Annotated in this window: 15 protein-coding genes and 1 pseudogene; 14 read left to right on the top strand and 2 right to left on the bottom strand. The window is 68.7% G+C overall.

Features of this window, described 5'->3' with window-relative positions:
* Nucleotides 1–3: 3 nt before the first annotated feature.
* The 3 genes from A5756_RS14020 to hisI are packed head-to-tail and all read left to right on the top strand — an operon-like array spanning nucleotide 4 to nucleotide 1,938.
* The gene (locus A5756_RS14020) at nucleotides 4–807 is read left to right on the top strand and encodes an inositol monophosphatase (RefSeq protein WP_066953200.1); all 804 of its coding nucleotides are present in this window, start codon (nucleotides 4–6) and stop codon (nucleotides 805–807) included.
* A gap of 1 nt (nucleotide 808) precedes the next feature.
* The gene (hisF, locus tag A5756_RS14015) at nucleotides 809–1,594 is read left to right on the top strand and encodes an imidazole glycerol phosphate synthase subunit HisF (RefSeq protein WP_066953198.1); all 786 of its coding nucleotides are present in this window, start codon (nucleotides 809–811) and stop codon (nucleotides 1,592–1,594) included.
* Nucleotides 1,591–1,938 (top strand): phosphoribosyl-AMP cyclohydrolase, encoded by a 348-nt coding sequence (gene hisI, locus A5756_RS14010; protein ID WP_066953197.1) that lies wholly within the window; start codon nucleotides 1,591–1,593, stop codon nucleotides 1,936–1,938. The genes hisF and hisI overlap by 4 nt, the downstream gene beginning before the upstream one ends.
* Nucleotides 1,939–1,968: 30 nt before the next feature.
* Here hisI and A5756_RS14005 read toward each other — a convergent pair whose 3' ends face one another.
* A complete protein-coding gene (locus tag A5756_RS14005) occupies nucleotides 1,969–2,325 on the bottom strand; it encodes a WhiB family transcriptional regulator (RefSeq protein WP_082960034.1) in 357 nt (118 codons plus the stop codon).
* Nucleotides 2,326–2,590: 265 nt separating this feature from the next.
* Between A5756_RS14005 and A5756_RS14000 the strand changes: the two genes are divergently transcribed.
* On the top strand, nucleotides 2,591–3,685 hold the full coding sequence (locus A5756_RS14000) for a calcium:proton antiporter (RefSeq protein ID WP_066953195.1): 1,095 nt from the start codon (nucleotides 2,591–2,593) through the stop codon (nucleotides 3,683–3,685).
* Here the strand turns inward: A5756_RS14000 and A5756_RS13995 are convergent.
* A complete protein-coding gene (locus tag A5756_RS13995) occupies nucleotides 3,675–4,145 on the bottom strand; it encodes a peroxiredoxin (protein ID WP_066953192.1) in 471 nt (156 codons plus the stop codon). The two genes, A5756_RS14000 and A5756_RS13995, sit on opposite strands and share 11 nt — an antisense overlap.
* Nucleotides 4,146–4,198: 53 nt before the next feature.
* On the opposite strand from A5756_RS13995, the gene A5756_RS13990 reads away from it, so the two are divergent.
* The 10 genes and pseudogenes from A5756_RS13990 to A5756_RS13945 all read left to right on the top strand — a co-directional run.
* Nucleotides 4,199–5,737 carry an anthranilate synthase component I gene (locus tag A5756_RS13990; protein ID WP_066953191.1) on the top strand — a complete coding sequence of 513 codons (1,539 nt, stop codon included), beginning with the start codon at nucleotides 4,199–4,201 and terminating at the stop codon, nucleotides 5,735–5,737.
* Entirely contained in the window at nucleotides 5,730–6,407 is a 678-nt protein-coding gene (locus A5756_RS13985) for a TIGR02234 family membrane protein (RefSeq protein WP_066953189.1), read from the top strand. Before A5756_RS13990 ends, A5756_RS13985 begins: the two co-directional genes overlap by 8 nt.
* 113 nt (nucleotides 6,408–6,520) lie before the next feature.
* The gene (gene trpC, locus A5756_RS13980; RefSeq protein WP_066953187.1) at nucleotides 6,521–7,339 is read left to right on the top strand and encodes an indole-3-glycerol phosphate synthase TrpC; all 819 of its coding nucleotides are present in this window, start codon (nucleotides 6,521–6,523) and stop codon (nucleotides 7,337–7,339) included.
* 74 nt (nucleotides 7,340–7,413) lie between these two features.
* Entirely contained in the window at nucleotides 7,414–8,676 is a 1,263-nt protein-coding gene (gene trpB / locus A5756_RS13975; RefSeq protein ID WP_066953185.1) for a tryptophan synthase subunit beta, read from the top strand.
* Nucleotides 8,673–9,485 (top strand): tryptophan synthase subunit alpha, encoded by an 813-nt coding sequence (gene trpA / locus A5756_RS13970; RefSeq protein WP_066953183.1) that lies wholly within the window; start codon nucleotides 8,673–8,675, stop codon nucleotides 9,483–9,485. The genes trpB and trpA overlap by 4 nt, the downstream gene beginning before the upstream one ends.
* A complete protein-coding gene (locus tag A5756_RS13965; protein WP_066953181.1) occupies nucleotides 9,485–10,879 on the top strand; it encodes a prolipoprotein diacylglyceryl transferase in 1,395 nt (464 codons plus the stop codon). The genes trpA and A5756_RS13965 overlap by 1 nt, the downstream gene beginning before the upstream one ends.
* A 28-nt stretch (nucleotides 10,880–10,907) precedes the next feature.
* Nucleotides 10,908–11,339: a DUF2752 domain-containing protein gene (locus A5756_RS13960; RefSeq protein WP_066953179.1), complete on the top strand. Its 432-nt coding sequence runs from the start codon at nucleotides 10,908–10,910 to the stop codon at nucleotides 11,337–11,339.
* Between the two features lie 66 nt (nucleotides 11,340–11,405).
* Nucleotides 11,406–12,824, top strand: a complete 1,419-nt coding sequence (gene pyk, locus A5756_RS13955) for a pyruvate kinase (RefSeq protein ID WP_066953177.1) — start codon at nucleotides 11,406–11,408, stop codon at nucleotides 12,822–12,824.
* 25 nt (nucleotides 12,825–12,849) lie between these two features.
* Nucleotides 12,850–13,725 (top strand): acyl-CoA thioesterase II, encoded by an 876-nt coding sequence (locus A5756_RS13950; RefSeq protein ID WP_156659519.1) that lies wholly within the window; start codon nucleotides 12,850–12,852, stop codon nucleotides 13,723–13,725.
* 401 nt (nucleotides 13,726–14,126) lie between these two features.
* Nucleotides 14,127–15,125 (top strand): annotated as a pseudogene (locus A5756_RS13945) (bifunctional lysylphosphatidylglycerol flippase/synthetase MprF); the annotation flags it as partial.
* Between the last annotated feature and the right edge of the window lie 68 nt (nucleotides 15,126–15,193).

Raw genomic sequence — 15,193 nt, 5'->3', positions numbered from 1 at the left:
GCCGTGGCGGATCTGGACGCATTGGTGGAGAAGGCCTCGGCGATTCTGGACGACGCCACCGAGCCGTTCCTCGCCGGCCATCGCGCCGATTCGGCGGTCCAGAAGAAGGGCAACGACTTCGCCACCGACGTCGACCTCGCGATCGAGCGGCAGGTGGTCGGCGCGCTGGAAGAGGCGACCGGCATCGGTGTGCACGGTGAGGAGTTCGGCGGTGCCGAAGTCGACTCGGAGTGGGTGTGGGTGCTCGACCCCGTCGACGGCACGTTCAACTACGCGGCGGGCTCGCCGATGGCGGGGATCCTGCTGGGCCTGCTGCATCACGGCGACCCGGTGGCCGGGCTGACCTGGCTGCCCTTCGTCGACCAGCGCTACACCGCTGTGGTGGACGGCCCACTGATGAAAAACGGTGTCGCGCAACCGCCCCTGGCCGACATCGACCTGGCCGACGCCCTGATCGGCGCCGGCTCGTTCAGCGCCGACGCGCGGGGCCGGTTCCCGGGGCGCTACCGGATCGCGGTGCTGGAGAATCTGAGTCGGGTCTCGTCGCGGTTGCGGATGCACGGGTCCACCGGGCTCGACCTGGCCTACGTCGCCGACGGGGTCCTCGGTGGCTCGATCAGTTTCGGCGGTCATGTGTGGGACCACGCCGCCGGCGTCGCGCTGGTGCGGGCGGCGGGCGGTGTCGTGACCGACACCCACGGGCAGCCGTGGAGCCCCGCGTCGGATTCCGCACTGGCCGCGGGCCCCCGCGCACACGCCGAGATACTCGAGATCCTGCGCAAAACGGGCCGACCGGAGGACTTCTGAGATGTCCTCCGCTAATGGCCTTGCGGTGCGGGTGATTCCGTGCCTGGACGTCGACGCCGGACGGGTCGTCAAGGGGGTCAACTTCGAAAACCTCCGCGACGCGGGCGATCCCGTCGAGCTCGCGGCCGCCTACGACGCCGAGGGCGCCGACGAGCTCACCTTTCTCGACGTCACCGCCTCGTCGTCGGGCCGGGCCACCATGCTGGACGTGGTGCGCCGCACGGCCGAGCAGGTTTTCATTCCGCTGACCGTCGGTGGCGGGGTTCGCACGGTGGCCGACGTCGACGTCTTGCTGCGCGCGGGCGCCGACAAGGTTTCGATCAACACGGCCGCGATCGCCCGCCCCGACCTGCTGGAAGAAATGGCGCGGCAGTTCGGCTCGCAATGCATCGTGCTGTCGGTCGACGCCCGCACGGTCCCCCCGGAGTCGGTGCCCACACCGTCCGGTTGGGAGGTCACCACCCACGGCGGACGGCGTGGGACGGGAATCGATGCCGTCGAATGGGCTTCCCGCGGCGCCGATCTGGGCGTGGGGGAGATCCTGCTGAACTCGATGGACGCCGACGGCACCAAGGCCGGGTTCGACCTGCCGATGCTGCAAGCGGTGCGCTCGGCGGTCACGGTGCCGGTGATCGCCAGCGGTGGTGCCGGCGCGGCCGAACACTTCGCGCCCGCGGTCGCCGCCGGCGCCGATGCGGTGTTGGCGGCCAGCGTGTTTCACTTCCGGGAGCTGACCATCGGCCAGGTGAAGGCCGCCATGGCCGCGGAGGGGATCACGGTCCGATGACGCTCGACCCGCAGATTGCCGCGCGGCTGAAGCGCAACGCCGACGGCCTGTTCACCGCCGTCGTGCAGGAGCGTGGCACCGGCGACGTGCTGATGGTCGCCTGGATGGACGACGCGGCGCTGGCCCGCACCCTGGCAACCCGTGAGGCGACCTATTATTCGCGGTCCCGCGGCGAGCAGTGGGTCAAGGGCGCGACGTCCGGCCACACCCAACACGTGCACTCGGTGCGCCTGGATTGCGACGGCGACACCGTGCTGCTGACGGTCGACCAGGTGGGCGCCGCCTGCCACACCGGCGACCACAGCTGCTTCGACGCCGACCTGCTGCTGGCACCAGAGTCGTAGGCTGCTGCGGTCCGAGCGAGCGCCCCGGCGCTAAATCGCGGTGCGACGCTGCCGCCGGGCGGCGGCCAGGAAGTCGACCCATGACACCACGTCGGAGTGCTGCCTGAGCAGCGCGCGTCGCTGGCGTTCCGTCATGCCGCCCCAGACTCCCCACTCGACCCGGTTTTGCAGCGCGTCGGCGCCGCACTCCAGGACCACCGGACAGTGCCGGCAGATCGTCGCGGCCCTTCTCTGGGCGGCGCCGCGAACGAACAATTCATCCGGGTCGCCGGTGCGACAGAGCGCTTTGGAAACCCAGGCGTCGCGATCCCGGGTCTGCACACTGCGGAGATGGTTTCGAATCGGACCGTTGGTGCCGCTTTCTGCGGTGGTTCGGGTAGCTGACACTGCTTCCCCCTTTGCTCCGGCCGCGCTGAGAGTTCAGCGTCCGGACATATGCCTGTCCTGACTTCCCTCCGGCCGAGCCCGTGTAAAGCCGAGGCGAATGTTGGGACCGTACGAAACGCCGCCGGCCAAACGTAGGGACTTTGGTCGCGGACGTCCGAGGACTTTCGGCTCAAGGACGTCGCGGCATCGCCGTCGTGCGGGCCGAGAAAACCAGGACCGAGGCCGAAGTCGCCCGATCGCGAGCCGTGGATGAGAATGGCGGGCGATGTTGAGACGGGTGTCGTGGACCGCGGTCGTGCCGCTGCTCGCCGTCGCCGTGCTGGCCGTGATCTGGGGCGAGAAGCTGGGCCCGGCATTGGTCGCGTTGGCCGCGGCGTTGCTCATCGGAGCCGTGCTGGCCGCGGTGCACCACGCGGAGGTGGTCGCGGCCCGGGTCGGTGAGCCATTCGGCTCGCTGGTGCTCGCGGCCGCGGTGACGGTGATCGAGGTGGCGCTCATCGTCTCGCTTATGGCATCCGGCGGCAACGAGGCCGCGACCCTGGCCAGGGACACCGTGTTCGCGGCGGCGATGATCACCACCAACGGCATCGCAGGGCTGTCGCTGCTGCTCGGCTCGCGGCGCTACGGCGTGACGCTGTTCAATGCCGAGGGCAGCGGCGCCGCGCTGGCCACCGTCACCACGCTGGCGACGCTGAGCCTGGTGCTGCCCGCGTTCACCACCAGCCAAGTGGGCCGGGAGTTCTCCCGGGGCCAACTGACGTTCGCGGCGGTCGCGTCATTGCTGGTCTATCTGGTCTTCGTATTCACGCAGACGGTGCGCCACCGCGACTTCTTCCTGCCGGTCGCGCAGAAAGGCCAGAAGAAGCGGCTGTTCGAGGATGAAAGCCACGCCGAGCCGCCGAGCCGCGGCGCCGCGCTCGGCAGCCTCGGGCTGCTGCTGGTCGCCCTCGTCGCGGTCGTCGGACTGGCCGAGGAGGAATCGCCGGCCGTCGAGCGCGCGGTGACCGCGGTCGGGTTCCCGCAGTCATTCGTCGGCGTGGTGATCGCCACGCTGGTGCTGCTGCCGGAGACCCTGGCGGCCGCGCGCACCGCGCGGCAGGGCCGCATCCAGACCAGCCTCAACCTGGCGTACGGCTCGGCGATGGCCAGCATCGGACTCACCATCCCGGCGATCGCCCTGGCGTCCATCTGGCTCAGGGGACCGCTGGTGCTCGGCCTGGGCCCCATTCAGCTGGTGCTGCTGGCGCTGACCGTCGTGATCAGCATGCTGACGGTCGTCCCCGGGCGGGCCACCCGGCTGCAGGGCGAGTTGCACCTGGTGCTGCTCGCCGCCTACGTGTTCCTGGCGATCAGCCCGTAGGCGCTGACCGGCCGTGCAGGGTCTCCAGCGCCTTATCGGCGTGGGTGTCCATGCTGAACTCGCTGGAAATGACGTTGAGCACGGTGCGATCGGTGTCGATGACGAAGGTGGTGCGCTTGACCGGCAGCAGCTTGGCGAGCAGGCCACGCTTGACGCCGAACTGCGCGGCGACGGTGCCCTCGGTGTCCGACAGCAGCGGGTAATCGAACTTCTGCAGCTCGGCGAACTTGGCCTGCTTCTGCACGGGATCGGCGCTGATGCCGACCCGGTTGGCGCCCACGGCGGCGAATTCCGCGGCCAGGTCGCGGAAATGACAGGCTTCCTTGGTGCAGCCGGGCGTCATCGCGGCGGGGTAGAAGAACAGCACCACCGGTCCGCCGGAGAGCAACTCGCTGAGCTTGCGCGGCGTCCCCGTCTGATCGGGAAGTTCGAAGTCCTCGACGGTGTCACCAGGTTTCATGGGCGCCACGCTACGCCCGCGAGCCCCGGCAACCCGTCTGGGAGGATGGTTCGGTGCACGCCCACCTCGCCGCGACGACCTCCCGAGAGGACTTCCGCCAGCTCGCAGCCGAGCACCGCGTGGTTCCGGTGACCCGCAAGGTGCTGGCCGACAGCGAGACGCCGCTGTCGGCCTACCGCAAGCTGGCCGCCAATCGCCCGGGCACGTTCCTGCTGGAATCCGCCGAGCACGGCCGATCCTGGTCGCGGTGGTCGTTCATCGGCGCCGGGGCGCCGTCGGCCCTGACCGTCCGCGACGGGGAAGCGGTTTGGCTGGGCGCCGTGCCGCAGGACGCGCCCACCGGCGGCGACCCGTTGCACGCGCTGCGGGCCACCCTGGAGCTGCTGGCCACCGGCACCCTGCCCGGACTGCCGCCGCTGTCCGGCGGCATGGTCGGTTTGTTCGCCTACGACATGGTGCGACGCCTGGAACGCCTGCCCGAGCTGGCCGTCGACGACCTGCAGTTGCCCGACATGTTGCTGCTGCTGGCCACCGACGTGGCGGCGGTCGATCACCACGAGGGCACCATCACGCTGATCGCCAACGCGGTGAACTGGAACGGCACCGACGAACGGGTCGACGAGGCCTACGACGACGCGCTCGCGCGCCTGGACGTGATGACCTCGGCGCTCGGCCAGCCGCTGCCGTCGACGGTCGCCACGTTCGACCGGCCCGAGCCGCGGTACCGCTCGCAGCGCACCGTCGAGGAGTACGGGAAGATCGTCGACTACCTCGTCGAGCAGATCGCCGCAGGCGAGGCGTTCCAGGTCGTCCCCTCCCAGCGCTTCGAGATGGATACCGTTGTCGACCCGATCGACGTGTACCGGATGTTGCGGGTCACCAACCCGAGCCCGTACATGTACCTGCTGCATGTGCCGAATGGCACTGGCGGGACCGACTTTTCGGTCGTCGGGTCCAGCCCGGAGGCACTGGTCACCGTCACCGAGGGCTGGGCGACGACGCACCCGATCGCCGGCACGCGGTGGCGCGGGCAGACCGAGGAAGAGGATCAGCTGCTGGAAAAGGAACTGCTGGCCGACGAGAAGGAGCGCGCCGAGCACCTGATGCTGGTGGACCTGGGCCGCAACGACCTCGGCCGGGTCTGCGCGCCGGGCACCGTACGCGTCGAGGATTACAGCCACATCGAGCGCTACAGCCACGTCATGCACCTGGTGTCGACCGTGACCGGGATGCTCGCCGAGGGTCGGACCGCCCTGGATGCGGTGACGGCCTGCTTCCCGGCGGGGACGCTGTCGGGCGCACCGAAGGTGCGGGCGATGGAGCTGATCGAGGAGGTGGAGAAGACGCGTCGCGGCCTCTACGGCGGCGTCGTCGGCTACCTCGACTTCGCCGGCAACGCCGACTTCGCGATCGCCATCCGCACCGCGCTGATGCGCGACGGCACCGCCTATGTGCAGGCCGGCGGCGGTGTGGTGGCCGACTCGAACGGGCCCTACGAGTACACCGAGGCCGCCAACAAGGCGCGCGCGGTGCTCAACGCGATCGCCGCCGCCGAGACGCTGACCGCCCCGGAGACCGGCGGCCATGACTGAGGCCCGGCCGAGTCGGCGGGCCAGGCTGTTCGTCGGGGTGGCCCAGGTGTTGCTGGTGCTGGCCGCGGCGGCGCTGTGGGCGGCGTCCCGGCTGCCGTGGGTGGTGATCCGGTCGTTCGACGGGCTGGGTCCGCCGCGCGAGGTGACGCTGGCCGGCGCCTCATGGTCGACGGCGTTGTTGCCGTTGGCGGTGCTCATGCTGGCGACGGCCGTGGCGGCGATCGCGGTGCGCGGCTGGCCGTTGCGCGTGCTGGCGGGGCTGCTGGCGGTGGCCAGCCTGGCGGTCGGATATCTGGGGGTCAGCCTGTGGGTGCTGCCGGACGTCGCCGTGCGCGGGGCCGATCTGGCGCACGTCGCACTGATGTCGCTGGTGGGCAGCGAGCGACGCTATTGGGGAGCGGGCATCGCGGTGGCCGCGGCGGCGTGCACCCTGGTCGCGGCCGTCCTGTTGCTGCGGTCCGCCGCAGATTCCGGGTCGGCCCGGTTGAGCGCGGAAAAGTATGCGGCGCCGGCGACGCGCCGCTCAAATGCGCTACGCGAGGGCACCGATGGGGCGATGCTGGAGAAGCCGGAGACGCCGGAAATGTCGGAGCGGATGATCTGGGACGCGCTTGACGAGGGCCGGGACCCAACCGATCGGCCGCACGGCTCGGACACCGAGGGTCGGTGACGGGCCGCCAGCCGAGGGCCGCTACCCTTCATTCACGTCGTCGCGTTCGGCTGGAGTTTGTCAGGCAGGCCGTGGGGTCGCGATGGGTAACGGCACGAAGGGAAGCAACAGGCATGAGTCCGGCTACCGTGCTTGACTCCATCCTCGAGGGAGTCCGGGCCGACGTTGCCGCGCGCGAAGCCCTCATCAGCCTGTCCGAAATCAAGGCCGCCGCTGCCGCCGCCGCGCCGCCGCGTGACGTGATGGCCGCCCTGCGCGAGCCCGGCATCGGCGTCATCGCCGAAGTGAAGCGCGCCAGTCCGTCCGCGGGATCCCTGGCGACCATTGCCGATCCGGCAAAACTGGCCCGGGCGTACGAGGACGGCGGAGCGCGGATCATCAGCGTTCTCACCGAGGAGCGCCGTTTCCACGGCTCCCTCGACGACCTCGACGCCGTTCGGGCCGCGGTCTCGATACCGGTGTTGCGCAAAGACTTTGTCGTGCAGCCATATCAGATCCACGAGGCCCGTGCCCACGGCGCCGACATGCTGTTGCTCATCGTGGCCGCGCTGGACCAGTCGGCTTTGGTGTCGATGCTCGACCGCACCGAATCACTGGGCATGACAGCCCTTGTCGAGGTGCACACCGAGGAGGAGGCCGACCGCGCGCTGAAGGCCGGGGCCAACGTAATCGGTGTCAACGCGCGCGATCTCGCCACGCTGGAGGTCGACCGGGATTGCTTCGCGCGGATCGCGCCCGGGCTGCCCAGCAACGTGATCAGGATCGCCGAGTCCGGCGTCCGTGGCACCGGGGATCTCTTGGCCTATGCCGGCGCCGGTGCGGACGCCGTCTTGGTCGGCGAGGGTCTGGTCAAAAGCGGTGACCCGCGCGCCGCGGTCGCCGACCTGGTCACCGCGGGTACCCACCCGTCCTGCCCGAAACCGTCTCGCTAATCGTTAAGTCAGTTGAAGAGCCCCGGCGCTGAAACGTTGAACCCCATGAGCCGTCCCCGCGTAGAGCCTTGGTGATGGTCAACCTGTCCCGCCCGGACCTTCCCCTTCCGAGTGCAGCCGTCGCCGAACCCACCCGTCACGAACCCGACGCCGGTGGTCATTTCGGTCTCTACGGCGGACGCTACGTCGCGGAGGCGTTGATGGCGGTGATCGAGGAGGTCACCGCCGCTTACGAGAAGGAGCGCATCAACCCCGATTTCCTGGACACCCTGGACGACCTGCAAGTCAACTACGCCGGCCGGCCGTCGCCGCTGTACGAGGCCAGGCGGCTGTCCGAGCATGCCGGCTCGGCGCGCATCTTTCTCAAGCGAGAAGACCTGAACCACACCGGTTCTCACAAGATCAACAATGTCCTCGGTCAGGCATTGCTGGCCAAGAGAATGGGCAAGAACCGGGTCATCGCCGAGACCGGCGCCGGCCAGCACGGCGTCGCCACGGCCACCGCGTGCGCGCTGCTCGGCCTGGAATGCGTCATCTACATGGGCGCCGTGGACACCGCACGTCAGGCGCTCAACGTGGCGCGGATGCGGCTGCTGGGCGCCGAGGTCGTGTCGGTCCAGAGCGGCTCGAAAACGCTCAAAGATGCCATCAACGAGGCGTTTCGAGACTGGGTGACCAACGCCCACAACACCTACTACTGTTTCGGTACCGCGGCGGGGCCGCACCCCTTTCCGGCAATGGTCCGCGATTTTCAGCGCATCATCGGCTTGGAGACGCGCGTGCAGATTCAGGCCCAGGCGGGCCGGTTGCCCGACGCGGTCGTGGCCTGTGTCGGGGGCGGATCCAACGCCATCGGTATCTTCCACCCGTTCATCGACGACCCGGGCGTGCGCCTGGTCGGCTTCGAGGCGGCCGGCGACGGCGTCGAAACGGGAAGGCACGCCGCGACATTCGCCGGCGGCTCGCCGGGGGCTTTCCAGGGGTCGTTCTCTTACCTGCTGCAGGACGAGGACGGCCAGACCATCGAATCCCATTCGATCTCAGCGGGTCTCGATTATCCGGGGGTGGGCCCCGAACACGCGTATCTCAAGGAGATCGGGCGTGCCGAATACCGGCCGATCACCGACTCCGAGGCGATGGATGCGTTCGCGCTGCTGTGCCGCACCGAGGGAATCATCCCGGCCATCGAATCTGCGCACGCGGTCGCCGGTGCGGTCAAGCTCGGCCTCGAATTGGGGCAGGGCACCATCATCGTGGTGAACCTGTCAGGCCGGGGGGACAAGGACGTCGAGACGGCCGCGAAATGGTTCGGCCTGATGGGGCCCGGCGAGCGATGACCGTGGAACAAAAGCAAGCCAGCCGGCTCGGGCCGGTTTTCGAGATGTGCCGCAAAGACAATCGCGCGGCCCTGATCGGTTATCTGCCCACCGGTTACCCCGACGTGCCGGGTTCGGTCGACGGAATGCTCGCCCTGGTCGAATCCGGCTGCGACATCATCGAAGTCGGGGTGCCGTATTCGGATCCCGGCATGGACGGGCCGACCATCGCCCGGGCGACCGAGGTCGCGCTGCACGGGGGAGTGCGGGTGCGGGACACGCTGGCCGCGGTCGAGGCGATCAGTGCGGCCGGCGGCCGCGCTGTGGTGATGACCTATTGGAATCCGGTGCTGCGGTATGGGGTCGACGCGTTCGCGCGGGATCTCGCGTCGGCCGGTGGGGAGGGCATGATCACCCCAGACCTCATCCCCGACGAAGCCGGCCAGTGGCTGGCCGCAGCTGAGGAGCATCGGTTGGATCGCATTTTCCTGGTGGCGCCCTCGTCGACGCCGCAACGGCTGGCGATGACGGTCGAGGCGTCGCGCGGGTTCGTCTACGCTGCTTCCACGATGGGGGTCACCGGGGCACGTGACGCGGTGTCGAACGCCGCGCCCGAACTGGTGCAACGGGTAAAGGCGGTGTCGGACATACCCGTCGGTGTCGGCCTGGGCGTGCGGTCGCGAGAGCAAGCGGCGCAGATCGGCAGCTACGCCGACGGCGTCATCGTCGGCTCCGCGCTGGTGTCGGCGCTCGGTGAGGGCGGGTTGCCCGCGTTGCGGGCGTTGACCGAGGAGCTGGCCGCAGGCGTTCGGCAGAAGGCATCCGCCTGATGACGATGCTGCCGACGTATTTTCCCAGCCCGCCCCAGGGTGTTTGGCACCTCGGGCCGCTGCCCATTCGCGCCTACGCGCTGTTCATCATCACCGGCATCGTGGCGGCGCTGCTGATCGGCGACCGCCGCTGGGAGGCCCGCGGTGGGCAGCGCGGGGTGATCTACGACATCGCGTTGTGGGTGGTGCCATTCGGGTTGGTGGGCGGCCGCCTTTATCACCTGGCCACCGACTGGCGGACCTATTGGGGGCCGGGCGGCGCCGGATTGGCCGGGGCCGTACGCATTTGGGACGGCGGCCTGGGCATCTGGGGCGCGGTGGCCCTGGGCGGCGTCGGCGCGTGGATCGCCTGCCGGCGTCACGGGATTCCGCTGCCGGCATTCGCCGACGCGATTGCGCCGGGAATCATCTTGGCGCAGGCCATCGGCCGGCTCGGCAACTATTTCAACCAGGAGCTCTATGGCCGGGAGACCACCCTGCCGTGGGGTCTGGAGATCTTCTACCGCCGTGACCCGTCGGGATACGTCGACCCCCATTCGCTGGACGGTGTGTCGACGGGCCAGGTGGCACTCGTCGTGCAACCGACGTTCCTGTACGAATTGATCTGGAACGTCCTGGTGTTCGCCGTATTGATCTACGCGGACCGACGATTCACGTTGGGCCACGGGCGACTCTTTGCGTTATACGTGGCCAGCTACTGCGTCGGGCGCTTCGGTGTCGAGTTGCTGCGCGACGACACCGCCACCCACATCGCGGGCATCCGGATCAATTCGTTCACTTCGACGTTCGTGTTCATCGGGGCCGTGGTGTACCTCATGGTGGCCCCGAAGGGACGCGAGGCCCCCGAAAGCCTGCGCGGCAAGGAGGCCGAGGAATCCGCGGAAGCGGAGCCCGCGGAAGAGCTCGCGACCGTCGCCGCCGCCGGGGCATCGACCGCGGCGGGCGCGGCCGGCACCGAATCCGCCGACGCAGCCGAAACGGATAACGCCGACGAAGCCGACGAGCCGGAAACCGCGGAGGCCGAGACGGTCAGTGCGGAGGCGGCGGAGCCCGACGAAGGCGGGGCCGAGGAGCCCGAGGCGGAAGACGCCGAAGCCGAAGAGCCCGAAGCCGAAGAGCCCGACGCCGAAGCCGAAGCCGAAGAGCCCGAAGCCGAAGCCGAAGAGCCCGAGGCCGAAGCCGAAGCGGAAGACGCCGAAGCCGAAGAAGCCGAAGCCGAAGAGCCCGAAGCCGAAGAGGCCGACGAGGAAGAACCCGAAGAGGCCGAAGCCGAAACAGCAGAACCCGAGCCAGAGCGGTCACCGGACTCGGCCGAACCGGCTTCGGCCGCCGAGCCGTACAAGACACCACGCAGCCGGTGGCGGCTGCGAAGGAATCGGTCGTCGAACCCCTAGCGGCAGCGCGGTCTGGCATGCTGAACACGTGACGCAACCCAATTCCGCCGGGACCGCGGCGGATCAGTGTCACCGCCCACGTCGGTACGTCGCGGCCGGCACCGCCGTCGTGCTCGGCGGCGCGCTCGGCTACGTCGGCCTGGTCGACCCGCACAACACCAATTCGTTGTATCCCCAGTGCCCCTTCAAATTGCTCACCGGCTGGAACTGCCCGTTCTGCGGTGGCCTGCGGATGACGCACGATCTGCTGCACGGCGACCTGTTCGCCGCCGTCAACGACAACGTTTTCCTCTTGGTCGGCATCCCGATGCTGGCCGGATGGCTGCTGATCCGCCGGGGCCGTGGCAGACCGGCGCTCTCGACGCCGGCGTGGCTGACGATGGTGGTGGCGATCATCGCTTGGACCGTGCTGCGTAACCTGCCGGGCTTCCCCCTGTTTCCGGCGATTAATAGTGGTTAACCACGCACAGCGCGACACCCCGTTCGGTCGGACCGTGGCGGACCCACGCGACTATGCTGGGTCGGCGTGAGTAGACGCGGGAAGATCGTCTGCACCCTTGGCCCTGCGACAAATTCGGACGAGCTGATCCTGGCGCTGGTCGAGGCGGGAATGGACGTCGCCCGGTTGAACTTCAGTCACGGCGACTACTCCGACCACAAGGCCGCCTATGAGCGGGTACGGGCCGCTTCCGACACCACCGGCCGCGCGGTCGGTGTCCTCGCCGACCTGCAGGGCCCGAAGATCAGGCTGGGCCGGTTCGCCACCGGGGCCACGTACTGGGCCGACGGCGAAACCGTGTGCATCACCGTCGCCGACTGCGAAGGCAGCCACGACCGCGTGTCGACCACTTACAAGAGGCTGGCGACGGACGCCGCGGTCGGTGACCGGGTGCTGGTCGACGACGGCAACATCGGGCTGGTCGTTTCAGGCATCGATGGCGACGACGTGATCTGCACCGTCACCGAAGGTGGCCCGGTCAGCAACAACAAGGGCATGTCACTGCCGGGGATGAATGTGACCGCTCCGGCCTTGTCGGAGAAGGACATCGAGGATCTCACGTTCGCGCTGGACCTCGGTGTCGACCTGGTCGCACTGTCCTTCGTGCGCTCGCCGTCCGACGTCGAGCTGGTGCACGAAGTGATGGACCGGGTCGGGCGGCGGGTGCCGGTGATCGCCAAGCTGGAAAAGCCGGAAGCCGTGGACAATCTGGAAGCGATCGTGCTGGCCTTCGACGCCATCATGGTGGCCCGCGGCGACCTCGGCGTCGAGCTGCCGCTGGAAGAGGTGCCGCTGGTGCAGAAGCGGGCCATCCAGATGGCCCGGGAGAACGCCAAACCCGTCATCGTGGCGACCCAGATGCTCGACTCCATGATCGAGAACTCCCGGCCGACGCGCGCCGAGGCGTCCGACGTGGCCAACGCCGTGCTCGACGGCGCCGACGCGGTGATGCTGTCCGGCGAGACGTCGGTCGGGAAGTACCCGCTGGCGGCCGTGCGGACCATGTCGCGGATCATCTGCGCCGTCGAAGACAATTCCACCGCCGCTCCGCCGCTGACGCACGTGCCGCGCACCAAGCGCGGGGTGATCTCCTACGCCGCCCGCGACATCGGCGAGCGCCTGGACGCCAAGGCGCTGGTCGCCTTCACCCAGTCCGGCGACACCGTCAAGCGGCTGGCGCGCCTGCACACCCCGCTGCCGCTGCTGGCCTTCACCGCGTGGCCCGAGGTCCGCAGCCAACTTGCCATGACGTGGGGCACCGAGACGTTCATCGTCCCGATGATGACCTCCACCGACGGCATGATCCGCCAGGTCGACAAGTCGCTGCTGGAACTCGGTCGCTACAAGCGCGGTGATCTGGTGGTGATCGTGGCCGGCGCGCCACCTGGCACTGTAGGGTCGACCAACCTCATCCATGTGCACCGGATCGGTGAGGACGACGTCTAAGCAATTGAGCCAAGGAGAGGCCGCAATCAGCACCGATTCCGACTTCAAGGAACTGCTTGCGACCCTCGACCTCAATCGGGTCGACGACGACCGTTTCATCGGGTCTCATCCCAGCAAGAACCCGCTGCGGACGTTCGGCGGGCAGCTGATGGCCCAGTCGTTCGTCGCGAGCAGCCGCTCGCTGGTCCGCGACGACCTGCCGCCCAGCGCGCTGTCGGTGCACTTCATCAACGGCGGTGACACCGCCAGGGACATCGAATTCCACGTCACCCGGCTGCGTGACGAGCGGCGCTTCGCCAACCGGCGCGTGGACGCGGTGCAGGACGGCGTTCTGTTGTCCTCGGCGATGATCTCTTACATGTCCGGCGGGCGCGGCCTCGAGCACGCCGTCGACCCGCCGCAGGTGGGCGAGCCCGAGACGCAGCCGCCGATCAGCGAGCTGCTTCGCGGCTACGAGGAGACCGTCCCGCACTTCGTCAACGCGCTGCAGCCGATCGAGTGGCGCTACACCAACGACCCGGCCTGGGTGATGCGCGAGAAGGGCGACCGGCTTCCGCACAACCGGGTGTGGATGAAGGCCGGCGGCACCATGCCCGACGACCCGGTGCTGCACACCGCGACCATGGTGTACTCCTCGGACACCACGGTGCTGGACTCGGTGATCACCACCCATGGACTGTCGTGGGGTTTCGACCGCATCTTCGCCGCCTCCGCCAACCACTCGGTGTGGTTTCACCGGCAGGTCGACTTCGACGACTGGGTCTTGTATTCGACGTCGTCGCCGGTGGCCGCCGATTCGCGCGGGCTCGGCACCGGCCACTTCTTCGATCGCTCCGGGCAGCTCCTCGCCACGGTGGTCCAAGAAGGAGTGCTGAAATACTTTCCGCCCGCCCGCCGATAGACAGGGCGGAGTACCCGCAGGACATCGCGGTGAAATCGGCCCGTCAGGGCCGGTATCGCGCGTAAGTTTTTAGCTGCCGGGTATTCGGTGCAGAGGCGGCAAACAGCCGCCCAGCTGGGATTTCAGCGCATCGGGAGGTGAGTGTGAGCGGGCCGTTGGTCGACGTCTCTGCGAAGGGGCGCGCGCGGGAACGCGTGGTCGTCTCGGTCGATTCGCGGGCGGCCCGGCTGATCGGTGCGCTGGCGCTGTTGAGCGCCACCTGCTGGCTGGCCGAAATCCTTGTCCGCCACCATCACCAGCCGGCGTGGCACTACACCGATCGGTTGGCCTGGTCGCTGACCGTCCTGGTCGCGGTGGCGTGGATCGCACGCGGCATCTTCCTGGGGCGTCCCGTGACGGCCATGCACGCCGTCGCGGCGTTGTTGTTCGTGCTGGCCGGGCTGGGCCTGCACGTGCTGTCCTTCGATCTTCTCGGCGACCTGGTGATCGCCAGCTCCGGCATGGTGTTGATGTGGCCGACGTCGTCGCATCCGCGTCCGGAGGATCTGCCCCGGGTGTGGCAATTGATCCAGGCCACCCGGGATGATCCGCTCGCGCCCTTCGCGATGCAGACCGGCAAGAGTTACCACTTCACCGCGGACGGCACCGCCGCGCTGGCCTACCGGACGCGCCTGGGTATCGCCGTGGTCGGCGGTGACCCGATCGGTGACGAGTCTCGATTCCCCGAGCTGGTCGCCGACTTCGCCGCCATGTGCCATACCCACGGCTGGCGAATCGCGGTGGTCGGTTGCGGCGAGCGACGTCTCGAATTGTGGAACGACGCCGCGGTGCTCGGACAGTCGCTGCGGGCGGTGCCGATAGGGCGTGACGTCGTCGTCGACGTCACCGGTTTCGACATGGTGGGACGCAAGTTCCGCAACCTGCGCCAGGCGGTGAAGCGCTCCCACAACTGCGGCATCACGACCGAGATCGTCGGGGAGCAGGAACTCAGCGATGAGCAACTGGCCGAGCTGACCGAGGTGGTCCGCGCGTCGAGTAAGGCGGCCCACACCGAGCGCGGATTCCACATGAACCTCGACGGCGTGCTGGAGGGCCGGTTCCCCGGCATCCAGCTGATCCTCGCCCGGGACGCCTCGGGCAAGGTGCAGGGATTCCACCGCTACGCGACCGCCGGTGGCGGCAGCGACATCACGCTCGACGTGCCGTGGCGCCGGCGCGGAGCCCCCAATGGCATCGACGAACGCCTCAGCGTGGACATGATCATGGCCGGCAAAGAGAATGGCGCCCAACGGCTTTCCCTCGCGTTCGCCGCGTTCCCGGAAATCTTCGACGAGAAGAATCGCAGCCGCATCCAGCGCGTCTTCTATCGGTTGATCCATGTCCTCGACCCGCTGATCGCGCTCGAGTCGCTGTACCGCTATGTGCGCAAGTTCCACGCGCTGGACTCCCAGCGCTACGCGCTGGTCTC

Origin of the sequence: Mycobacterium sp. 852002-53434_SCH5985345 (genome assembly GCF_001667155.1) — a bacterium.
Lineage (GTDB): Bacteria > Actinomycetota > Actinomycetes > Mycobacteriales > Mycobacteriaceae > Mycobacterium.
The sequence above is the reverse complement of the archived record's forward strand: the minus strand, read 5'-3'. Positions and strand labels throughout refer to the sequence as shown.